The following is a 20,878-nucleotide window of genomic DNA, read 5'->3' on the forward strand; positions in this document are numbered from 1 at the left end:
CGGTCGCCGGTCTGCACTCCCGACACCACTGATCGAGGAGGCAGGGCGATGGCGAGCAAGCAGTCGGCTGCGGTGCGCGCGATGTACGAGCGGTGGACGGCGGACCGGCTCAACGGGCGGCCGGTGGACCCCGAGAGCTGGGGCGACCTGACCGCCGAGCCGCGCGGCGTCGACTACGTCGAGACCACCGAGCCGGGCACGCCCGCGATGTGGCTGCTGCCGCACGGCGCCGCGCCCGATCGCGTGCTGCTGTGCATGCACGGCGGCGGGTTCGTGGCCGGGTCGACGTACACGCACCGCAAGCTGTACGGGCACCTGGCCAAGGCCGTGGGCGCGCGGGCGCTGCTGTTCCGGTACCCGTTCGCGCCCGAGCACGTCCACCCGGCGCAGGTCGAGGCGGCCACCGCCGTGCACCGGTGGCTGCTGCGGTCGTTCGCGCCGGAGCACATCGCGTTCGCCGGCGACTCGGCCGGCGGCGGCCTCACCATCACCACGCAGCTCAACGCCCGCGCGGCCGGCCTGCCGCTGCCCGCGGCGGTGATGGCGCTCTCGCCGTGGGTGGACATGGAGGTGGCCGGTGAGTCGTTCCGCACCAACGCGCTGACCGACGGCTTCTTCTACCGGGACCTCGTCGACGGGCTCGCGGCCGGCTTCCTGGGGCCGGCCGGCTCCCGCCGCGACCCGCTGGCCAACCCCCTGCACGCCGACCTGACCGGTCTCGCGCCGCTGTTCGTGCAGGTCGGGTCGCACGAGACGCTGTTGGACGAGGGTCGGGCGCTGGCCGACCGGGTCAGGGAGGCGGGGGTCGACGTGCGGTTGGACGTGTTCGACGAGCAGGTGCACACGTTCCAGATGGCCGCCGGGAGGTCCCCGGAGGCCGACGACGCCATCGCCCGGTTCGGCGCGTGGGCGCGACCGCTGCTGGGGCTGGCGTGATCGACTTCACCTGGACCGCCGAGCCGTTCCGGCAGGAGCTGCTGGCGCACTGCTACCGGATGCTCGGGTCGCGGCACGACGCCGAGGACCTCGTGCAGGAGACGTACCTGCGGGCGTGGCGGTCGTTCGACCGCTTCGAGGGACGCTCGTCGGTGCGGGTGTGGCTGTACCGGATCGCCACCAACGCCTGCCTGAACGCCCTGGAGGGCCGCCGTCGCCGCGCCCTGCCGTCCGCGCCGCTGGACCCCGACCTGCCGGGCGAGGCGTGGCTGGAGCCGATGCCCGACGCGCTGGTCACCCCGGAGTCCGCGGACCCGGCGGCCGTGGTCACCTCCCGCCACGACCTGCGCCTGGCGTTGATCGCGGGCCTGCAACACCTGCCGCCGCGGCAGCGGGCCGTGCTGATCCTGCGCGAGGTGCTGGACATCCCGGCCGCCGAGGTCGCGCAGATGCTCGACACGACGGTGGCGTCGGTGAAGAGCGCCCTGCAACGCGCGCGGGCCCGCCTGGCCGAGGTCGCGCCGACCGCCGACGACGTGGTCGAGCCGACGTCACCGCAGGCGCGGGCGCTGCTGTCGGAGTACATCGCGGGGTTCGAGAACTCGGACCTCTCGGCGTTGGAACGGGCGTTGCGCGCCGACGCGGCCCTGGAGGTGGCCGGCTCACCGACGTGGTTCGACGGCCGCGAGAAGTGCCTGGCGTTCCTGGCCACCGTCATCGGCTCACCCGGGGACTGGCGGATGACGCCCATCGTCGCCAACAACCAGCCGGCCGTCCGCGCCCACCACCACGGCGTTCCGTTCGGCGTGGCCGTGCTGACCACGACCACCACCGGCGTCTCGCGCCTGACCGTGTTCCCCGACCCGCGCCGTCCCGGAGCCGATCTTCAGAGCAATCGTGGAGAAGCGCCGGCCCGCCGTTTGCTGAAGCCTGCGAGTGAGTCCGAAAAGCGGTAGGGGAGAGACGTGCCCGCAGCGGCGGTGGTTCCGCCGGAGGAACACCGGTACGGGGGTGCCGGGAACCGCGCTGTGGTTCGGGCCGACATCGCGCGAAAGGACGGCTCTGCCCTGGATTTCCGCCTCGGTCTGCGAAATCCACTCCCGGTCGAGTTGTGCGGCGTCGTGGACGCCCGGCCGGGTTCCTCTGAGACGGAGCTGATGACGGATGACGGACCTGACGAACGGCGCCCCGACCAGACGCACGATCCTGAAGCAGATCACGGTCGGCGCCGCGGTGGTCGGCTGGAGCGCCGCGAGCGGGTCGTGGGCGCCCGCCGGCGCCGACACCGCCGGGGTGGCCGCGCTGCCCCGGCTGGACGGCACGCTGACGATCGCCCCGGAAGTGCTGGCCAAGTTCGGCAAGGACTGGGGCAACCTGAAGTCGGGCGCCCCCAAGGCCGTGCTGCGCCCCGGTTCCGTGCGCGACATCGTCGCGATGGTCCGGTACGCGCGGGCCAACAAGCTGAAGATAGCCATGAACGGCCACGGTGGCAGCGGCCCCGCGGCCGACCACGAGTCGCACTCGAACTACGGCCAGGCCCTGGTGCCGGGCGGTATCGCGATCGACTCGAAGGGACTGTCCACAATCCACAGCATCGGCACGACCAGCGCGTGGGTCGACGCCGGCGTGACGTGGGCGCAGCTGGTCGACGCGACGCTCGCGCGGGGCCGGACGCCCGCGGCGCACACCGGCTACCAGCACCTGTCGGTCGGCGGCACGGCCAGCATCGGCGGCATCGGCGGCATGGTGCAGAAGCAGGGCCTCCAGATCGACACGATCACCGAGATCGAGATCGTCACCGGCGAGGGCTACGTGGTCCGCGCCTCGGCCACCGAGCGGCCGGACCTGTTCAACGCCGCGCTCGGCGGCGGCGGCCAGGTCGGCATCATCACCAAGGCCAGGGTGAAGCTGGTGCCGGCGCCCGCGCGGGTGGCCGTGTTCACCCTGGTCTACCAGGACCTGGCGACGTTCGTGGCCGACAGCGAGATGCTGATGCGCGACGGCCGGTTCGACGCCCAGGACAGCGGTCCGCGGCTCAAGACCGACGGCACCGGGTGGTACTACCGCATCGACGGCGTCGCCTTCTACAACCCGGGCAGCCCGCCGGACCGGGCCGCGCTGCTCGCCGGGCTGCACGACGACCAGGCGTCGCGGGAGTTCGGCGACCTGCCGTTCCGCGACTGGTCGTTCCGGCTCGACGCGTTCGAGGTGTCGGCGAAGGAGGGCGGGTTCTGGTACCAGCCGCACCCGTGGCTGTCGCTGCTGATCCCCGGCTCCAAGATCGTCGAGTTCGCCCGGACGGTGCTCGGCCAGACCACCGCCGCCGACATGGGCATCGGGTTCTCCCTGATGTACCCGTTCTCCTCGGCGAAGCTGACCCGGCCGCTGTACAAGCTGCCGAACGAGCCGGTGGTGTACCTGTTCGACCTGCTGCGGATGCCGTACCCGAACGACCCGAACGTGCCCTCGATGATGGCGCAGAACCGGAAGATCTACGACCTCGCCGTCTCCATCGGGGGCAAGCGGTACATCATGGGCGCGATCCCGGGCATGACCGCGGAGGACTGGCGCCGCCACTTCGGCTCCGACTGGGACCGCCTGGTCGCGGCCAAGCGCCGCTACGACCCCGACCACGTCCTGACGCCCGGCCAGGGCTTCTTCGGCTAGGTCGCGCTCAGCGGCCCGAGCCGGACCGCTCCAGCACACCTCGGACCCGGTCGAGACGGGCGAGCCACCGGCTCGTCGTCGCCTCGTCGGCGGCGAAGTCGGCGAACCGACCGGGTACCGGGGCGTGCGCGAGCACGGGCAGCCTGCCGTCCACCGGGCGCAGGGAGTCGGCGGCCACGTCGCCGTCCAGCAGCGGCAGGGTGCCCAGCCCGCACGCGAAGTCCAGCTCGGGCAACGCGCCCGCCAACGCCAACCCGGCGGCCATCCCGACGGACGTCTCCACCGCCGAGGACACCACGCACGGCAACCCGCAGGCCTGGGCCACCGCCAACGCCCGCCGCACACCGCCCAGCGGCGCGACCTTGATCACCGCCACGTCCGCGGCGCCGGCCACGGCCACCCTCAACGGGTCCTCGGCCCGGCGGATCGACTCGTCCGCCGCGATCCGCACGTCGACCCGCCGCCGCACCGCCGCCAACTCCTCGATCGACGGGCACGGCTGCTCGACGTACTCCAACCCGCCCGCCGCCCGCTCCAGCTCGCGGATCGCCTTGACCGCGGTGTCGACGTCCCACGCCATGTTCGCGTCGACCCGGATCGCCCCGGACGGCCCCAACGCGTCCCGCACCGCCTCGACCCGCGCCAGGTCGTCGGCCGGCGGCGTGCCCGGATCGGCCACCTTCACCTTCGCCGTGGCGCAGCCCGACCGGGCGACGATGTCGTGCGCGCGTTCCGGCGACACCACGGGCACCGTGCAGTTGACCGGGATCGTGTCCCGCACCGGCGCGGGCCAGCCCTGCTCGGCGGCCTCCAGCGCGCACGCCAACCAGGGCGCGCACTCGTCGTCGGAGTAGTCGAGGAACGCGCAGAACTCACCCCACCCGGCGGGCCCTTCCAGCAGCACGCCCTCGCGCACCGTGATGCCGCGGAACCGGTTGCGCATCGGGATCGAGTAGACCAGCACCGGGCCAGCCTAGAGCGGGTCGAACGCGGCGACCCGGCGCAGCCCGCGGTCGGCCAGCTCCGGGTCCGACTCCTCCACCACGATCCGCAGCGCCGCCTCGAACTGGTCGAGGCGGCGGTCCAGCTCGGCCAGCTCCCGGGTCGGCTCGGCGATCTCGGCGGCCAACCCGGGCCGGTTCCGCGCCCGCCGCAACGACTCGCGCACCGCCTGGCTGGCCCGCAACGCCACCAGCGCCCGCCACAGCAACCGCTCGACGTGCGCGACCCGACGTGCCTCCAACCCGCGCACCGCGGCGAAGTGCGCGCACAACCGCCCGGCGCGCCGCCGCTGCACGGGATCGGTGAACTGCCCGCCGTGCACCACGTCCCGCTCGCCGGCCGCCGACACCACGTCCCACTCCGCCAACCGCACCGGCAGCACCGCGATCAGCACCACCACCAGCAGCGGGACGCAGGCCAACCCCGCCGACCACCACGGCGTCGGCGCGAGCACCGCCAACGCCGCCGCCAGGACCGCGGCCACCACCACGACCGGCCGCAGCCGGTCCCGCCTGGCCCGCCGTGCGGCGACGCGCCGGACCGTGCCCACGTCGAACTCCGGACGCCACAGCCACCAGCGGGACAACGGCACCACCCGGTTCATGTCCACCCGAATCGTCGCAACCGCAGAGGCCGTCAACCTATCGGCGCCCACCGACAACCGTGCCGACCGACAGCCGTGCCGACCGCAGCGCACGACGGGCCGGCTCAGCCGACCTCGGGCAGCTTCGGGCCGAGCAGGTCGTCGGCGTCCACGATCTTGTACGCGTAACCCTGCTCCGCGAGGAAGCGCTGGCGGTGCGCCGCGTAGTCGGTGTCCAACGTGTCCCGCGACACGACCGAGTAGAAGTGCGCCTGCCGCCCGTCACCCTTGGGCCGCAACAACCTCCCGAGCCGCTGCGCCTCTTCCTGCCGCGACCCGAACGTGCCCGACACCTGCACGGCCACCGACGCCTCGGGCAGGTCGATGGAGAAGTTCGCCACCTTCGACACCACCAGCGTGCGCAGCTCACCGCGCCGGAACCGGTCGAACAGCTCCTCGCGCTCCCTGTTCTTCGTCGAACCCTGGATGATCGGCGCGTCCAGCGCCTCGCCCAGCGACTCCAGCTGGTCCAGGTACGCCCCGATCACCAACGTCGGCTCGTCCGGGTGCCGGTCCAGGATGGCCTTCACCACCGGCAGCTTCGTCCGCGCCGTGGAGCACAGCTTGTACCGCTCCTCCGGCTCGGCGGTCGCGTACTCCAGCCGCTCGTGGTCGGTCAACGTCACCCGCACCTCGGTGCACTCGGCCGGCGCGATCCAGCCCTGCGCCTCGATGTCGCGCCACGGCACGTCGTACCGCTTCGGCCCGATCAGCGAGAACACGTCGCCCTCCTGGCCGTCCTCGCGCACCAGCGTGGCGGTCAGGCCGAGCCGACGCCGCGACTGGAGGTCCGCGGTCATCCGGAACACCGGCGCGGGCAGCAGGTGCACCTCGTCGTAGACGATCAGGCCCCAGTCCCGCGAGTCGAACAGCTCCAGGTGCTTGTACTCGCCCTTCGACTTGCGGGTGATCACCTGGTAGGTCGCGATCGTGACCGGCCTGATCTCCTTGCGCTCGCCGGAGTACTCGCCGATCTCGTCCTCGGTCAACGTGGTCCGCGCGACCAGCTCCCGCTTCCACTGCCTGCCCGCCACGGTGTTCGTGACCAGGATCAACGTGGTCGCGCCCGCCTCGGCCATCGCCGCCGCGCCGACCAGCGTCTTGCCCGCGCCGCACGGCAGCACCACCACGCCCGAGCCGCCCGCCCAGAACGCCCGCGCGGCCATCCGCTGGTAGTCGCGCAGCTGCCAGCCGTCCTCGACCAGGTCGATCGGGTGCGCCTCGCCGTCGACGTACCCGGCCAGGTCCTCCGCCGGCCACCCGATCTTGAGCAGCATCTGCTTGAGCCGACCGCGCTCGCTCGGGTGCACGACCACGGTGTCGTCGTCGATCCGCGCGCCCATCATCGGCTTGATCTTCTTGTGCCGGAGCACCTCCTCCAGCACCGCGCGGTCCAGCGAGTTCAGCACCAGGCCGTGCACCGGGTGGTTGGCCAGCTGGAGCCGGCCGAACCGGCCCATCGTGTCCACCACGTCCACCAGCAGCGGCTGCGGCACGGGGTAGCGGGAGAACCGGACCAGCGCGTCGACCACCTGCTCGGCGTCGTGGCCCGCGGCACGCGCGTTCCACAGCGCCAGCGGCGTGATGCGGTAGGTGTGGACGTGCTCGGGGGCGCGTTCGAGCTCGGCGAACGGCGCGATGGCGGTGCGCGCGTCGTCCGACAGCGGGTGCTCGACCTCCAGCAGCAGGGTCTTGTCCGACTGGACGATCAAAGGGCCGTCGGTCACGGGTGCGCGCTCCTGTCGCTTGGTGTCCTTCAAGTGTGCATACCCCGGGCAAATCGGTAGCGGGCGGTACTCGGCCGCGCACGCAACGCTTACGGACTCGGTTCGGTAAAGCCGTGTACGCCGGTGTTGCGCAGTCGATAGCTTCCCTGCGCCCCACCACGCGACCCTACGCGCGGACGTCAGGGGCTTCCCGGATGAAGAAGGTCCATGATGAGCACGGACATGCCCGCGTCCGCCCCGCAGTACCAGAACGGCCCCCAGCACCCCGGCGGCCCGCAGTACCCGGGCAACCCGCAGTACCAGAACGCGCCGCAGGCCCAGCAGATTCCACCGGCGCCGAAGAAGAAGCGCGGCGTCGTCGCGACCGTCGTGTCGGTGGTCGTCGGTCTCGCCCTGTTCGGCGCCGTGGGCTACGGGATCAACTACCTCACCAGTGACGCGGCGAAGTCCGAGGCCGGCCAGTGCGCCAGCCTGACCGGTACCACGTCCAAGCCCGACTTCAAGACCGTCGACTGCGGCTCGACCGAGGCGAACTACACCATCGGCAAGGTGCTCGGCTCCACCAGCGAGTCCTGCGGCGGCTACTACGACGAGTACACCGAGACCGGCCGCGGCCCCGACTCGAAGATCTGCCTGGTGCCGAACATGGTCGAGGGCAGCTGCTACGAGCTCGAGGGCAACCAGATGGGCTACCCGGTCGTGGACTGCGCCAAGTCCGGCGCCTTCAAGCTGGTCAAGCAGGTGAAGGGCAGCGAGGACGAGAGCGCCTGCACCGACGGCGCGCCGCTGACCTTCCCCGAGCCGAAGATGACCCTCTGCTTCGCGCCGGGCGAGAACGCCTGATCCGCCTCGCGGGTGCGCGTGGCGCTACCTTGCCCTGGCGCTACATTCCCAGGGCGGTCACGCGCACCCGTCCAGCGAGGATGATCATGAGCAACGAGCCGAGTCGACCCGGGGACGAGGCGCCTACCGGCGCCGCAGGCGATCCCGCCCGCCCCGTCGTGCCGCCCGCCGACGCCGAGCGCATCGCGGCGGCCCGGGACGCCGCCGCGTCCACCGGTGACCAGGACCTCTCCACGCCGGCGTCGTCCGGCCTCGGCTCCGGCGCCACCGAGCCCGACGCCACCCCCGAGCCGGGCGGCGGCGCCCGGGACCAACCGGTCGCGGGCAACGAGCCCACCACGCCCGCGGGCCCCACCGCCGTGCCCGGCGCCCGTCCGGTGCCCGCCGCCGACCCCACCGCCGCCGACCCCGTCGCGGGCGGACCGGCCTCCCAGGCGCCGGAGGAGGGGACGACCGCCGCGGGCCGCGGGAGCAGGTCGAGCGGCCGGGTGATCCTCATCATCGTGCTGGTGCTGCTGCTGGCGGGCGTCGTCGTCTACGGCCTGTGGCGGCTCACCAGCGGTCCCGCCAACGCCGAGGTCGGCGACTGCGTCAGCGTCACCGCCGAGGGCGACGACCCCGACCGGAACCGCGCGCAGGTCGACACCGTCGACTGCGACGCCGACAAGGCCTCGTACAAGGTCGGCAAGGTGCTCGACGCGGCCGACGCCACCTGCCCCGAGGAAGGCCTGTACACCGAGATCGCGCCCACGGTCGGCGACGGCTACAAGCTGTGCCTGCTGCCGAACATGGTCGAGGCCGCCTGCTACAAGCCCGACGAGGGCACCGGGTTCGTCAAGACCGAGTGCACCGGCCCGGAGACCATCAAGGTCACCAAGGTCATCCAGAACTCCACCGACCTGGAGGCCTGCCCGGACGGCGCGGGCATGGCCTACCCGGAACCGCCCGTCACGTACTGCCTGGCGCCCGCCGAGATGTGAACCCGTGCGGGTGAACCCGCTCAACCCGGCGCGCGGCCGTGCCGATGCCCTGATCCATGCGGAGGATCGGGTTGGGCGTCGGTGCGGTCGCGGTCGTGGTGGCCGGCGCGTTCGCGTTCACGCTGATCGGCGGGGGTCCCACCAGCCCCGAGCCAGGTGTCTGCGCGCACATCGAACGGGTCGACGAGGGTGCCCGGTACCGGGCGTTGGACTGCGGGTCCGAGCACGCCAACGTGCGCGTGGCCAAGGTGGTCGAGGACGGTTCGCAGTGCCCCAAGGGCGGCGCGCCGTACACCATCTTCACCCGCTCGGCCACGCTGTGCCTGATCCCCAACTTCGTCGAGGGCGCCTGCTACCAGGGCGACCGCACGGCGGGGATGCGCCGGGTCGACTGCACCACCGCCCAGGCGGTCCGCGTCGCCAGCGCCGCCCGTGAGCCCGCCGAGTGCGCGAACGGCCGCAAGGTGACCTACCCCGAGCCCGCCGTCACGTTCTGCCTGGTCCCCGCCGACATGCGCTGACACCGCCGCGCCCCGGGCACGGTCGCGTTGCCGCCACCGCCGCGCCGTGAAATCGCTGCGCCCGCTCGACGCCCGGGGGTAGGTTCCGCTCGCCGAAGTCGAGAGGAACGCCAGGTGACCACGCCCCCCAACCAGCCGCCCCACGGCCAACCGCAGGACCCTCCGCCTCCCCAGCAGCCGGGCTGGGGGCCGCCGTCGTCGCCGCAGGGGTTCCCGGCCCCGCCACCCGGCCAGCCCTACCCGCAGCAGCCCTACCCGCAACCCGGCTACCCGCAGCAGCCCGGCTATCAGCCGATGCCCGGCTACCAGGGCCAACCGCCGCAGTACGCCCAGCCGCAGTACGCCCAGCCCCAGTACCAGCAACCCCAGTACCAGCAGCAGGGCTTCCCGCAGCCGGGCCGGCAACAGCCGGGTTACCAGCAGCCCGGCTACCCCACCGGCCAGCCCGGTCACCCGCAGCAGCAGTTCCCACCGCCGCCGGCCAAGGGCACGTCCCGCGGTGCGAAAGCGCTGGTCGCCGTGGTCGCGCTGGGCATCGTGGGCATCGTCATCGCGGGCATCATCGCCAACGTCACCGGCCCCTCGGGCGCCGAGGCGGGCGACTGCATCAAGGTCATCTCGGCGAGCGTGGCCGACGCCGACGTGGAGAAGGTCGAGTGCTCGTCGCCGGACGCGGCCTTCAAGGTGGCCGCCAACCTCGACAGCAGCACCGACGCCTGCCCGGACGGCGACTACGCCGAGTACTCCGACAGTGGCGGACGGCGCAGTGACGGCTTCAAGCTGTGCCTGATGCTCAACGCCGCCGAAGGTGAGTGCTTCAAGCAGGAGGGCTCGATTGTCGCGGGCAAAACCACCAAGGTGACCTGCGATTCGAGTGCGACCTACAAGGTGGCCAAGGTCATCGCGGGCCGTGCGGACGAGAACGGGTGCGAGAGCGGCGACACCGTGTCCGTTTACTCACAGCCCGCTACCACGATCTGCTTGAGCGAGGTCTGATCGAAAGAAATGGGGGCCTTCCGCAATGGGAAGGCCCCCGAAGTCGAGCGGCTTCTCGCTAACGGTGAGTCAGTTCGTGGTTCCAGGCGGCAACAACCCGCCGACGTCCAACCGCTCGGGAAGCACCTCTTCGGTGTCCATCATGTCCGCGACCCGTTGCAACCGGACCGGGTTGAGCGACAGCGGGAACGTGCCGACCGACACCAGCGCGGCGGTCTGCTGGTCCACGTCCATGTAACCGGTCAGCGCGTTCTGCACGGACAGCTTGTCGTTGGACGCCGCCTCCTGCGCGTCCCGCAGGACCTGCCGGAACAGGGCCAGCGTGCGCGGGTTGCCGTCGGCGAACTTCTTGCTCGACGCGTACCCGGACATGGGGAAGTCCTTGGTCGGGCCGACCGCGGTGTCGGTGAGGATGCGGGCGCCGGTGCCGCTCTGCGCCTGGGTGATGTACGGCTCGGTCATCCACGCCGCGTCGACCTGCTTGGCCTGCATCGCGGTGACCATCTGCTCGAACGGCATCTCGACCGGCCGGATCAGCTGCTTCTCCACGCCGGCGGTCTTGAGCACGGCCTTCGTGGTCAGCGCGCCGACGTCGCCGGTGGACGGCACGGCGATGCGCGGGTTCTTGATCTTGCCGGGGCTGTCGTAGTTCTGGTCGAGCGTGACCAACGCCATCGTGTTCGCGCCCGCCTGGTACGCCTCGCCCTGCAACTGCAGCTGGGTGCCCTCGGCGAAGCTGCGGAACAGCGTGACGTGCGTCGCCCAGGTCAGGTCCAGCGTCGTGTCGAGCTGCTTGACGCCCTCGGCCTCGTTGTTCAGCGGGACGAGCTGCACCTGCAGGCCGGCCTTCTCGAACAGCTTGTTGTTGAACGCGAGGCGTAGCGGTGCCACGTCGACGACCGGCAGCACGCCGATGCGCAGTGTGTTGCGTTCCACTTGAGGGCGGGTGTTCCCGTCCGTTCCGGGGATCAGTCCGCACGCCGTCAAGGTCGCGGCGCAGGCGAACAACGCTGCCGCACGTCGCAGAACACGCGCTGGGGTAGGCATGGCACCTCTCGCCGGGATGACCTCGAGAGCGGGGTCTTTTTGATCAACGAATTTTTCGACGCAGTTGTCGATGCGGGGGATGGTAACCACCCAGAGGTATGAAACGACAGCCCTGCTCCGATACGGTGAGTGCTTCCGGAGTCTTCCCCGGGGCTGGTGTCGAGCACTACGCTCCCCGCCTGGTGGCACAGGTCGTCGCAGACCGTCGTGTCCCTGCGCGGGGTGGGGTGACTAGCCGGCACCACTGCTCCTGTGCTGCAATTCGGCCCGATTTCGTGTCCATGCTTCGGTCCGCGGGGGAGAGGCCGGGGAACACTGCTGCCGGAAGAGGAAGCCCAGGGTGGCCCGTCGAGAGAGAGGTCCCAGCCAGTCAGGCGTGGGGATTCCACCGCGCTCCGAAAGGCCCGGAACGGGTGACGGATTGGCTGCGCTGAGTGATGGAACTGTGACCGAGTCAACGGGGCCGACCAAGGCCGGATCGACCGCGACCGGACGGGTCCAGCAGACCCGCACGGCCGGCTGGCGGCTGCGCAACTGGCGGCTGCCCACCAAGCTGACCGCCGTCCTGCTGATCCCCACCATCGCCGCGGTCGCCCTCGGCGGCCTGCGGGTCAACTCGGACCTGGCCGACGCGGCCGACCTCAACCGCCTGGCCAACCAGATCCAGCTGGAGTCGGCGGTCGCCGACCTGGTGCAGCAGTTGCAGCGCGAGCGCGACCTGAGCGCGAGCCACGTGGCGTCCGGCAAGCAGCTCGACCGCGTGGTGCTGGACCGCCAGCTGCGCCGCGTCGAGGACACCGTGCAGGCGCTCAACGCCAAGATCGCCGACCTCAGCGCCGACCTGGACGACGAGGTGGTGACCCGGTTCCGGCGGGCGTCCAGCCAGCTCGACCGGCTCAACAGCCTGCGCAACGCGGTCCGCGAGACGCAGTACCCGTCCGACGCGGTGATGCGCACCTACTCCGAGTCGGTGGAGAGCCTCCTCGACCTCGGTGAGCAGGCCATCGCCGGCATCAACGAGCCCGAGCTGGTGCGGCTGCACCTGGCCACCAACGCGATCGCCCGCATCAAGGAGCAGGAGTCGCGCAAGCGCGGCATCATGCTCGACGTCTTCCAGGGCGGCGGCTTCGGACCGGGCCAGGAGCGCCAGCTGCTGGCCGCGAACGCCGAGCTGGACGCGGCGCGCAACGACTTCCGCAAGTCCGCGACCGCCGACCAGGCCAAGATCTACGACGACACCGTCACCGGCCTGATCGTCGACACCGCGAACGACATGCAGGAGACGGCGCTGAACCTGGCCGCAGCCGGTGCGCCGCTGACCTCGTTGCGCCCGGAGAAGTGGGACATCGCGTCCACGCTGACGGTGAACCTCACCCGTGACGTGGAGAACCTGCTGCTGGAGCAGCTGCAGAACCGGACCGACGAGCTGACCGGCGTGGCCCGGGCCGCCGCGTTCCGCGACTCCGGCATCGTGCTGGGCGCGTTGCTGCTGGCCATGCTGATGGCGTTGTTCGTGGCCCGCTCGATCCTCAACCCGCTGCGCACGCTGCGCCGCGCCGCGCTCGAGGTCGCCGACCGCGGCCTGCCCGATGCGGTCAACCGGATCCTCGCCGACCCGAACCCGCAGGAAGCGGCCAAGACGGCCATCGCGCCGGTGCCGATCACCACGCGTGAAGAGGTCGGCCAGGTGGCGCGGGCGTTCGACGCGGTGCACGGCGAGGCCGTGCGGCTGGCCGCCGAGCAGGCGCTGCTGCGCGACAACGTCAACTCGATGTTCGTCAACCTGTCCCGCCGCTCGCAGGCCCTGGTCGAGCGCCAGCTGAACCTGATCGACCGGCTGGAGCAGGACGAGCAGGACCCCGACCAGCTGGCCAGCCTGTTCGAGCTCGACCACCTCGCCACCCGGATGCGGCGCAACAGCGAGAACCTGCTGGTGCTGTCCGGCACGGACCTGTCCCGGCGGCTGACCCGCCCGGTCCCGGCGGCCGAGGTGCTCGGCGCCGCGGTGTCCGAGGTCGAGCAGTACGCCCGCGTGCAGGTCGGCCAGACCCCGGAGCTCACCGTCCAGGGCCGCGCGGTCAACGACCTCGTGCACCTGATCGCGGAGCTGCTGGACAACGCGACCGCGTTCTCCGACCCGGTGACCAAGGTCACCGTGCGCACCGCCCGCACCCGCAAGGGCGAGCTGGCGATCGAGATCCAGGACCGCGGCGTCGGCATGGGCGAGCAGGAGATCAACGACGCCAACCAGCGGCTGGCCGACCCGCCGGACGTGGACGTCGCGGTGTCCCGCCGGATGGGCCTGTACGTGGTCGCGCGGCTGGCCAAGCGGCACGACATCAAGGTGCGCCTGCGGTCGAACGAGGACATCGAGGGCGGCACCACCGCGCTCGTGCTGGTGCCCGACACGCTGGTCGCCTCGCCCGGCTCGATGGGGTCCCCGACCGGCGGCGAGCCCGCCACCGCGTTCGGCGACTCGGGCTTCGGCGACTCCGGGTTCGGTGACCCGGGCTTCGGCGACTCGGCCTTCGGGTCGACGGCGCAGCGGGCGTCCGGCATCGCCGGCGCGTTCGGCACCGGCACCATGTCCCGCCTCGACGAGGACACCAGCTTCCCGAGCATGCCCCGCATCGAGGACGAGCCGGCGTTCCCGGTGAGCTTCGTGCAGGGCCAAGGCGAGCAGGACCCGGCCAGGGTGCCCGCGTTCGGCGAGACGCCGACGTTCGGGCAGCCGCCCGCGGAGACGTCCGCCGAGGTGTCGCAGCCGTGGATGCGGGTCGAGGACGAGCGCGACGTCGAGCGCGAGCCGGAGGGCTCGTTCGGCGAGCCGACCCTGTTCACCGCCTACGAGGACCGTCCCGAGCAGGACAGCGACCACGAGCACGGCTTCGAGACGACGCAGTTCGCGCCCGCGCTGGACAGCGGCTTCGTCGTCGACCCGGAGCCGGTGCCCGCGCACCGCAACGGCTCGGTCCCGCCCGCCGCGCCCGCGGCCAGGGAGGTCGAGCACGACTTGGACGCCCCGACCGAGCGGCTGCCGATCTACGAGGCGGTCCTCTCGCAGTGGTTCCAGGCCGTGGGCAGCGAGACGTCGGCGGCGACCGCCCAGGCGGTGCCGCCCGCGCCGGAGCAGGCCGCGCCTGCGGAGTCCGGGCCGGTCGAGTCCGGGTTGCCGACCCGCAGGCCGCGTCCGATCCCGCCGATCGCGCCCACCACGTCCGACGACCCGCTGCCGCAGCGCGGGCTGCTCGACTCCGGTCCGAACCCCCTGCCCAGGCGCGAGCCCGAGGGCGCTTCGCTGCCCCAGCGGGGCGAGGCGGCGTCCGCGCGCGCCGAGGGCACTAGTCTGACCGAGGGCGGGCTGCCCAAGCGGCAGCCCGGTTCGCCCAACAACCTGCCCAAGCGCGCCGCGGAGGTGCCCCGCGTGACCGAGCCCGAACCGGTCGCCGAACCCGAGCAGGCCGAGCCCGCCGAGTCGGTGTGGGAGTCACCCGCCGACGCCGGGTGGCAGGCGGCACAGGCCTTGCTCAGCAAGGAACCAGAGACCACGACACAGGCGGGGTTGCCCAAGCGGGTGCCCAAGGCTCAGCTTGTGCCGGGATCCGCCGCACCGAAGCCGACGGCGACGGAGCGGCAACCGCAGCGGCCCCCGCTGCCACCACGATCGGCTGACGCGATCCGTGGACGCATGTCGAGTCTTCAGCAGGGCGTCCGTCGAGGGCGACACGCTTTGATCGACGCTTACGCTGGTGACATGTCGAGCCGGCAAGACGAGGAGCAGGAGTGACGACCGCAGCTCAGCCAGGCAGCTTTGGTTGGCTTATCACCGACTTCGTGCGCCGGGTTCCCGGTGTGGCACATTCCGTGGTCGTGTCGGCGGACGGGCTGCTGCTCGCCGGCTCCCAGGGCCTGCCCCGCGACCGCGCCGAACAGCTTTCCGCAGTGGCGTCCGGGCTCGTCAGCCTCACGGCGGGCGCGGCGCGGTGCTTCGAGGCGGGCACGGTCAACCAGACCGTGGTCGAGATGGAGCGGGGTTACCTGTTCCTGATGTCCATCAGCGACGGGTCGTGCCTCGCGGTGCTCGCGGCCCCGAACTGCGACATCGGCCTCGTCGCGTACGAGATGACGCTCCTGGTCGAGCGCGTGGGCCAGCAGCTCACCCCGGAGCTGCGCGCGCAGCTCCAGGGCGTGGTTCGGCGGTAGATCCTCATGAGATCGTGGGGGTGAAGGTAAATGGCTGAACGATCTGGCGCCGGCGGTCGACGCTTCGGTAGGAACTTCAACTACCAGGAGTGGGCGGCCGGGGGTTTCCAATTCGCTGAGCCGGATGCCGACCCCGCACAGCACGAGGAAGCCGAGGACGCACCCAACTCGTGGCCGGGCCGCCGGGCGGAACAGGCGCCGGGACCGCGGGTCGAAGGCACAGGGCAGGGGCAAGGCGATATGTCTCAGCGTGAGGTTGACGACTCGTCGTACGACTACGACGACGTTCCCAACCGGTTCGACATCGACGGGTACGGCAGCGGCCTGTTCGGAGGTCCGGGCGCCGACCTCTTCGGTAGCCACGGGCTGCCCGACAGCGTGCCGGAGCAGGTGCCCTACACGACCGGCCCGCAGCCGGTCGTGCGGCGCGAGGAGAACCCCGCGGCCGAGTCGGGTTCACTGGTCCGCCCGTACACCCGGACCGGCGGACGTACTCGACCCGACTACGACCTCGCGATCGAGGCACTGATCTCCACCAGCGAGAAGGGCATGGACCGGGACGCGGCGGTGCTCCCCGAGCACCGGTCGATCTGCGGGTTGTGCACCGACACCAGGTCGGTGGCCGAAGTCGCCGCTCACCTCCGGCTCCCGCTGGGCGTGGCCCGGGTGTTGATCGGCGACATGGCGAGCATGGGTTTGGTTTTGATTCACCAGGGTGGCTTGGTCGTGGGGGACCGGCCGTCCATTGATTTCCTTGAGAGGGTGCTCAGTGGGCTTCGCAGGCTCTAGCCCCAACGCGGCCGAAGGCGCCAAGAAGCCGACGACCTCCGCGAAGATCGTGGTGGCCGGTGGCTTCGGCGTGGGCAAGACGACGTTCGTCGGTTCCGTGTCGGAGATCGTTCCGCTGACCACCGAAGCGGTGATGACCGAGGCGAGTGCCGGGGTCGACGACCTCTCGGCGACGCCGAACAAGGTCACCACGACGGTGGCCATGGACTTCGGCCGGGTGTCGCTGGACCAGGACCTGATCCTGTACCTGTTCGGCACACCGGGTCAGCACAGGTTCTGGTTCATGTGGGACGACCTGGTGCGCGGTGCCATCGGCGCGATCGTGCTGGTCGACACCCGGCGGTTGGCGGACGCGTTCGCCTCGATCGACTTCTTCGACGACCGGCAGCTGCCGTACGTGGTCGGGGTCAACTGCTTCGACGGCCTGCTGCACCACCGCATCGAGGACGTCCGCGAGGCGCTCACGATCGACCAGTCCGTGCCGATAGTGACTTGCGACGCGCGCAACCGGCAGTCGACCAAGCAGACGCTCATCACGCTGGTCGAGCACGCCATGCGCCAATGGATGTCGGTCCGCGCGGGCTGATCGACCTCTCGGTCGACCGCTGCGCGCGCTGACGCGACGGCTTTCGCGCCGAAGGGCGGCCTCCTCGTAGGAGGCCGCCCTTCGGCGTGCGGTCGATCAAGCCGTGGCCGTGCTCCGGTCGTCGCCGCGGTCGACCTCGTTGGCCGACACCGTCACGTCGTGGTCGTCGAAGTCGGCCACCACCCGCAGGTGCCCACCCAAGGCGGCGATGTACCGGTGCAGCGTCTCGACCACCAACTGGTCGACCTCGCCACGTTCCAACTGGCTCACCCGCGGCTGGCTGATGCCCATCCGTGCGGCGACCTGGCTCTGTGAGAGCCCTCGCTGCTCGCGAAGTCGGGCCAGGCGAAAACCGAGGATGAAGGCCTGCGTGTGGGTGCGCGCGTCTTCTCGGGCCCGCGCCACGTCGCGGCCTGCTTCGACATCATGGCGAGCCTTGTCCGCCTTGACGTCCTTCCACGAACGAGTCATCGGTCAGTCCCTCCTCGTGTGCATGCCCAGCCCGGCGAGGTGCTCGTCGAACCGTCGGTCGGCCACCGGGACGTTGCGCTCGTACCAGCCCTGCCAATCGCCGGACTTGTCTCCTGCGACCAGGAGGATCGCCTGCCGCAGCGGATCGAACGCGAAAAGGATCCGCACCTCGCTCGACCCAGCCGATGCGGGCCTGAGCTCCTTCATGTGGTGGTGGCGTGATCCCCGGATCCGGTCCACCAGCGGTCGTCCCAGTCGTGGCCCTTCCCGGGCGAGGTAGTCGATCGCCTCCTCCACCAGGTCGGCGCTCTGCGGATCTTCCTTGCACAGTTGCGAGAACCACGCGTCGACGTCGGTGTGTAGTTGCACGTCCCAGTCTGCCATGGGGGACACCATAATGATAGCGTTATATCCGCAGGCGGCTGGCCTGACTCGTCGTTGAGTTTCAATCACGTTGCGTTATCGGATGGCGAGTGGGTAGATGTCGGATACTTGTCGACGGCTTTCGCGCCGAAGGGCGGCCTCCTCGTAGGAGGCCGCCCTTCGGCGTGCCCGAACGGTTGGGGTTCACCCGGCCGTTCGACGCCCGCGTGTGTTGCGGTGCGGCGGTGGGGCGCCGCACCTTGACGTTAAGGCGTGACAGGGGCACCGATCAGGTGATCAACGGTGCGGACGGGTGATCACGCGCCGTCGCCCTCGACCAGGGCGGCGGAGGTGATGCGGTGCAGGGGGAACCGGCGGACCTCGCCGTAGCTGACGTCGACGCCCTCCAGCACCCCGCCGCCCACGACCTGGGGCGTGATCACGCGGCGGGCGGCGGTGCCGTGGCCGTCCACGAAGTCGACCAGGACGCTGCGGCCCTCCCGCGCGGCCCGTTGCAGCAGCGCCAGCGTCGCCGACGGCCCCGCGCCCAGGTGACCCGGCACGGACACCCGCGCACCACCGGTGGTCGTCGCCGCCCGGTCGCCCGCCCGGACCAGCCGCACCAGCTCGCCCAGCTGCTCGTCCGACGGCGTGCTCGGCTGGGCCGGCCTGCGCCGCCCCTTGCCCGCGATCCGACGGCCACCGGCCCGCAGGTCGAGCACGTGGCCGTCCGGCCCCTCGGCGGCGGGCGCGAACCCGGCCGCGCGCAGCCCGTCCAGCACCTCCGCCAGCGGCAACGGGCTGACCAGCACGGTCGGCGCGATCTTGCGCAACCCCAGCCGCTCCGCCGCCGCGTGCACCATCACCTCGGTGATCAGCACCGGGTCGTCGCAGCGCAGGAACGACCCGGCCGCACCACCGCGCAGCCGACCGTGCCTGCGCGCCGCGTCGTCGATCAGGTAGGTCAACGACTGGGGCACCGGCGTGCGCGACCGGGCCCGGAACAGCTCGTGCAGGTCGGCGGCGCTGCGACCGGCGTCGAACGCGCGCCGCACCGAGCCCTCGCGCACCCGGTAGACCGTCGCGCTGCCCGCCGACTCGACGTCGGCCACCAGCGCGATCTCGTCGGCCAGCTCCGGGTCGAGCCGGCCGGGGGCGACGACGGTCAGGTCGGCCTGCACCAGCACGTGGTCGACCGGCGCGGGCAACGCGTCGCCGAGCCGCTTCGCCGCCGCGCCCGGCCCCTCGGTGAGCAGCGTGCGGCCCTGGGCGGTGATCGCGTTGTGCGCGAGGACGCCGACCTGCGTGCCCTCCACCACGGTCCAGCGCACCAGCTCGTCCCGCAGCCGCCCGCCACGCCGGGGCGCCCGCCACGCCAGCACGGCGGCCAGCTCGTCCGGGTCGGTCACGGCGGTGCCCGGCTCCAGCGCGGCCAGGGCTTCGAGGATGCGCTTGCGGTCACGGGGCGCGCCCGGCCGGTTCAGCTCGGGCGCGAGCGGGTTGAGCAGCCGGTCGCGGTCGTCGCGCTGCCCGATCAGACCGGGCAACCGGGGCAGGTCGAGCCACGCCTGGGCCAGCGTCGCCCACCGGTGCTCGGGCGCGGCGAGCAGCCACGCGTCGGTCTGCGTGGTCGGCACCCACTCGGGTTCGACGCCCTCGGTGTCGGCGACCAGGCCCGCGTTCACCACCAGCTCCACCAGCAGCGCGGCCCGGCGCTCGTCCACGTCGAGGTCCTTGGCGAGCTTGCGCAGCTCGCGCACGCCGACACCACCCGACCGCAGCACCGCGGGCGGCTCCTCCGACCAGCTCTTGAGCAGCGCTTCCACGTGCCGGGACAGCTCCAGCGCCTCGCCACCGCCGGTGTGGTCGACGTCGGAGGGGTCGCGGCGGAACGTGGTCAGCGGTGGTTCGGTGGTCTGGATCGCGCCCAGCGGCCGGTCGCCCCGGACCTTCAGGCCGATCTCCCGGGGCAGCTCGACGGTCTGCGCGTCCCGTCGCACCAGCAGGCCGCGGGCCAGCAGCTGCTGGATCGGCGTCTTGGCGTTGGCCAGCGAGACGACGTGCGCGGCGTCCTTGGTCTGCCCGACCGGCGGGCCCGCCGCGAGGGTGTGCAGCACGCGGTGCTCGTCGGGCCCCAGCTCGGACAGGTCGGCGTCGGCCAGCCGCGGCACCGAGCGGCCCAGGCCGCAGGGGAACGGGTTGACCGCGTCCCTGGTCGCGGGCGGGGTGCTGATCGCGTGGTCGCCGCCCCACAGCAGCGCGCGGGCGCGCAGCGCGTCGAGAGAGGGGCCGACGTCGGTCGGGCCGAACAGCCGCTGCACGGCGGTCCTGGTGACCGGGGCGAGGTCGGCGTCCAGCACGAGCAGCGCTTCCAGCGCGGTCAACGTCAGCGTGTCGAGGTCTTCGCAGGCCCGCGCCACGGAGGCCCGCGACCCGATGCGGGTCGCGAGCACGGTCGTATCGGCCGGTGGGGGCGTGGCCAGGTCCGGCCGGGCGCGCAGCAGTGCCACGAGCGCGGTGTCGTCCTGCGCCCGCAGCCACTCGGCGAGGGTCGTGCCGGACATCCTCACCACGGTATATGCCGACCGGACGGGTGGGGCCGCCCAGCCCCCGCCAAGCGCCCCACCGGTCCGGTCCGCACCGTCACGCCCGGGTGAACTCCATGGTCCAGTTCGGCTCCCACGTCCGCCCGCCGTCGGCGGAGAACTCCTGTGCCCACCGCGCCGAGGTGGACGTGATGTCGGACCAGGTGAAGTGGACCTTGACGGGCTCGCCGTCGTGGGTGTCGTCGCCGTAGAAGTCGCCGCGGCCGTCGGTGAAGGTGCCCACGACCGGTGGGGTGAGCAGGCCGGTGCGGCTGCTCGCCCAGTAGATCGACCACTCCTGCCGTTCGACGTCGAACAGGCGCAGGGTGAAGCCGCGGCTGCCCAGGGTCGGGAACACGATCTCCTCGGTGTTGCCGCCCCCGCCGAAGATCGGCCGGCACGTCGTGCGGCCGGGGAAGGTCTCCCAGTCGTCGCGGCCGGCGAAGAGGGTGGTGAGGCGGCGGTTGACCACGTGCCACGAGCCGGTGAAGAAGTCGAAGTCGTTCATGTCGACGATCC

General features: G+C 71.8%; 19 protein-coding genes. 11 read left to right on the forward strand and 8 right to left on the reverse strand.

Annotation, left to right across the window (positions count from 1 at the left end; genetic code table 11):
• Positions 1-48 precede the first annotated feature (48 nt).
• The 3 genes from ACYVLT_RS23110 to ACYVLT_RS23120 all read left to right on the forward strand — a co-directional run bounded on the left by ACYVLT_RS23110 (position 49) and on the right by ACYVLT_RS23120 (position 3,603).
• On the forward strand, positions 49-936 hold the full coding sequence (locus ACYVLT_RS23110; protein WP_461122292.1) for an alpha/beta hydrolase: 888 nt from the start codon (positions 49-51) through the stop codon (positions 934-936).
• Positions 933-1,892 carry an RNA polymerase subunit sigma-70 gene (locus tag ACYVLT_RS23115; protein WP_461122293.1) on the forward strand — a complete coding sequence of 320 codons (960 nt, stop codon included), beginning with the start codon at positions 933-935 and terminating at the stop codon, positions 1,890-1,892. The genes ACYVLT_RS23110 and ACYVLT_RS23115 overlap by 4 nt, the downstream gene beginning before the upstream one ends.
• A gap of 208 nt (positions 1,893-2,100) precedes the next feature.
• Positions 2,101-3,603, forward strand: a complete 1,503-nt coding sequence (locus ACYVLT_RS23120; protein WP_461122294.1) for an FAD-binding protein — start codon at positions 2,101-2,103, stop codon at positions 3,601-3,603.
• Positions 3,604-3,610: 7 nt separating this feature from the next.
• Here the strand turns inward: ACYVLT_RS23120 and ACYVLT_RS23125 are convergent, their stop codons facing one another.
• From ACYVLT_RS23125 to ACYVLT_RS23135, 3 genes are all read right to left on the reverse strand, one after another.
• The gene (locus ACYVLT_RS23125; protein ID WP_461122295.1) at positions 3,611-4,567 is read right to left on the reverse strand and encodes an o-succinylbenzoate synthase; all 957 of its coding nucleotides are present in this window, start codon (positions 4,565-4,567) and stop codon (positions 3,611-3,613) included.
• Between the two features lie 9 nt (positions 4,568-4,576).
• On the reverse strand, positions 4,577-5,209 hold the full coding sequence (locus ACYVLT_RS23130) for a hypothetical protein (RefSeq protein WP_461122296.1): 633 nt from the start codon (positions 5,207-5,209) through the stop codon (positions 4,577-4,579).
• Positions 5,210-5,313: 104 nt separating this feature from the next.
• A complete protein-coding gene (locus tag ACYVLT_RS23135) occupies positions 5,314-6,975 on the reverse strand; it encodes a DNA repair helicase XPB (RefSeq protein WP_461122297.1) in 1,662 nt (553 codons plus the stop codon).
• 207 nt (positions 6,976-7,182) lie between these two features.
• Here ACYVLT_RS23135 and ACYVLT_RS23140 point away from each other — a divergent pair, with 207 nt between their 5' ends.
• The 4 genes from ACYVLT_RS23140 to ACYVLT_RS23155 all read left to right on the forward strand — a co-directional run bounded on the left by ACYVLT_RS23140 (position 7,183) and on the right by ACYVLT_RS23155 (position 10,315).
• Positions 7,183-7,818 carry an LppU/SCO3897 family protein gene (locus ACYVLT_RS23140; protein ID WP_461122298.1) on the forward strand — a complete coding sequence of 212 codons (636 nt, stop codon included), beginning with the start codon at positions 7,183-7,185 and terminating at the stop codon, positions 7,816-7,818.
• A gap of 86 nt (positions 7,819-7,904) precedes the next feature.
• Positions 7,905-8,798: an LppU/SCO3897 family protein gene (locus ACYVLT_RS23145; RefSeq protein WP_461122299.1), complete on the forward strand. Its 894-nt coding sequence runs from the start codon at positions 7,905-7,907 to the stop codon at positions 8,796-8,798.
• Between the two features lie 56 nt (positions 8,799-8,854).
• The gene (locus tag ACYVLT_RS23150) at positions 8,855-9,319 is read left to right on the forward strand and encodes an LppU/SCO3897 family protein (protein WP_461122300.1); all 465 of its coding nucleotides are present in this window, start codon (positions 8,855-8,857) and stop codon (positions 9,317-9,319) included.
• 114 nt (positions 9,320-9,433) lie between these two features.
• On the forward strand, positions 9,434-10,315 hold the full coding sequence (locus tag ACYVLT_RS23155; RefSeq protein WP_461122301.1) for an LppU/SCO3897 family protein: 882 nt from the start codon (positions 9,434-9,436) through the stop codon (positions 10,313-10,315).
• 69 nt (positions 10,316-10,384) lie between these two features.
• Here the strand turns inward: ACYVLT_RS23155 and ACYVLT_RS23160 are convergent, their stop codons facing one another.
• The gene (locus ACYVLT_RS23160; RefSeq protein WP_461122302.1) at positions 10,385-11,251 is read right to left on the reverse strand and encodes an ABC transporter substrate-binding protein; all 867 of its coding nucleotides are present in this window, start codon (positions 11,249-11,251) and stop codon (positions 10,385-10,387) included.
• Positions 11,252-11,807: 556 nt separating this feature from the next.
• On the opposite strand from ACYVLT_RS23160, the gene ACYVLT_RS23165 reads away from it, so the two are divergent.
• The 4 genes from ACYVLT_RS23165 (at position 11,808) to ACYVLT_RS23180 (ending at position 16,940) form a co-directional block, all read left to right on the forward strand.
• Complete coding sequence (locus tag ACYVLT_RS23165) at positions 11,808-15,149, forward strand: sensor histidine kinase (protein WP_461122303.1); 3,342 nt, start codon at positions 11,808-11,810, stop codon at positions 15,147-15,149.
• On the forward strand, positions 15,146-15,565 hold the full coding sequence (locus ACYVLT_RS23170) for a roadblock/LC7 domain-containing protein (RefSeq protein ID WP_033442969.1): 420 nt from the start codon (positions 15,146-15,148) through the stop codon (positions 15,563-15,565). Before ACYVLT_RS23165 ends, ACYVLT_RS23170 begins: the two co-directional genes overlap by 4 nt.
• Before the next feature lie 240 nt (positions 15,566-15,805).
• Entirely contained in the window at positions 15,806-16,354 is a 549-nt protein-coding gene (locus ACYVLT_RS23175) for a DUF742 domain-containing protein (RefSeq protein WP_461122304.1), read from the forward strand.
• Positions 16,335-16,940, forward strand: coding sequence for a GTP-binding protein (locus tag ACYVLT_RS23180; RefSeq protein WP_106617122.1), 606 nt, complete (start codon positions 16,335-16,337; stop codon positions 16,938-16,940). The genes ACYVLT_RS23175 and ACYVLT_RS23180 overlap by 20 nt, the downstream gene beginning before the upstream one ends.
• A 96-nt stretch (positions 16,941-17,036) precedes the next feature.
• Here the strand turns inward: ACYVLT_RS23180 and ACYVLT_RS23185 are convergent, their stop codons facing one another.
• The 4 genes from ACYVLT_RS23185 to ACYVLT_RS23200 form a co-directional block, all read right to left on the reverse strand.
• Complete coding sequence (locus ACYVLT_RS23185; RefSeq protein ID WP_461122305.1) at positions 17,037-17,411, reverse strand: XRE family transcriptional regulator; 375 nt, start codon at positions 17,409-17,411, stop codon at positions 17,037-17,039.
• A gap of 3 nt (positions 17,412-17,414) precedes the next feature.
• Positions 17,415-17,795: a type II toxin-antitoxin system RelE/ParE family toxin gene (locus tag ACYVLT_RS23190; RefSeq protein WP_461122306.1), complete on the reverse strand. Its 381-nt coding sequence runs from the start codon at positions 17,793-17,795 to the stop codon at positions 17,415-17,417.
• A 296-nt stretch (positions 17,796-18,091) separates the two neighbouring features.
• Complete coding sequence (locus ACYVLT_RS23195; protein WP_461122307.1) at positions 18,092-20,338, reverse strand: helicase-associated domain-containing protein; 2,247 nt, start codon at positions 20,336-20,338, stop codon at positions 18,092-18,094.
• A 79-nt stretch (positions 20,339-20,417) separates the two neighbouring features.
• A complete protein-coding gene (locus ACYVLT_RS23200) occupies positions 20,418-20,867 on the reverse strand; it encodes a hypothetical protein (protein WP_461122308.1) in 450 nt (149 codons plus the stop codon).
• Positions 20,868-20,878: the final 11 nt, after the last annotated feature.

The sequence above is a fragment of the Saccharothrix stipae genome, from assembly GCF_054781895.1.

Bases quoted from the DNA above. Each gene is read 5' to 3' on its own strand.
- ACYVLT_RS23110 (WP_461122292.1), top strand. From the start codon at position 49: ATGGCGAGCAAGCAGTCGGCTGCGGTGCGCGCGATGTACGAGCGGTGG.
- ACYVLT_RS23175 (WP_461122304.1), top strand. From the start codon at position 15,806: ATGTCTCAGCGTGAGGTTGACGACTCGTCGTACGACTACGACGACGTT.
- ACYVLT_RS23190 (WP_461122306.1), bottom strand. From the start codon at position 17,795: ATGGCAGACTGGGACGTGCAACTACACACCGACGTCGACGCGTGGTTC.
- ACYVLT_RS23200 (WP_461122308.1), bottom strand. From the start codon at position 20,867: ATGAACGACTTCGACTTCTTCACCGGCTCGTGGCACGTGGTCAACCGC.
- ACYVLT_RS23120 (WP_461122294.1), top strand. From the start codon at position 2,101: ATGACGGACCTGACGAACGGCGCCCCGACCAGACGCACGATCCTGAAG.
- ACYVLT_RS23130 (WP_461122296.1), bottom strand. From the start codon at position 5,209: ATGAACCGGGTGGTGCCGTTGTCCCGCTGGTGGCTGTGGCGTCCGGAG.
- ACYVLT_RS23195 (WP_461122307.1), bottom strand. From the start codon at position 20,338: ATGTCCGGCACGACCCTCGCCGAGTGGCTGCGGGCGCAGGACGACACC.
- ACYVLT_RS23145 (WP_461122299.1), top strand. From the start codon at position 7,905: ATGAGCAACGAGCCGAGTCGACCCGGGGACGAGGCGCCTACCGGCGCC.
- ACYVLT_RS23150 (WP_461122300.1), top strand. From the start codon at position 8,855: ATGCGGAGGATCGGGTTGGGCGTCGGTGCGGTCGCGGTCGTGGTGGCC.
- ACYVLT_RS23185 (WP_461122305.1), bottom strand. From the start codon at position 17,411: ATGACTCGTTCGTGGAAGGACGTCAAGGCGGACAAGGCTCGCCATGAT.
- ACYVLT_RS23140 (WP_461122298.1), top strand. From the start codon at position 7,183: ATGATGAGCACGGACATGCCCGCGTCCGCCCCGCAGTACCAGAACGGC.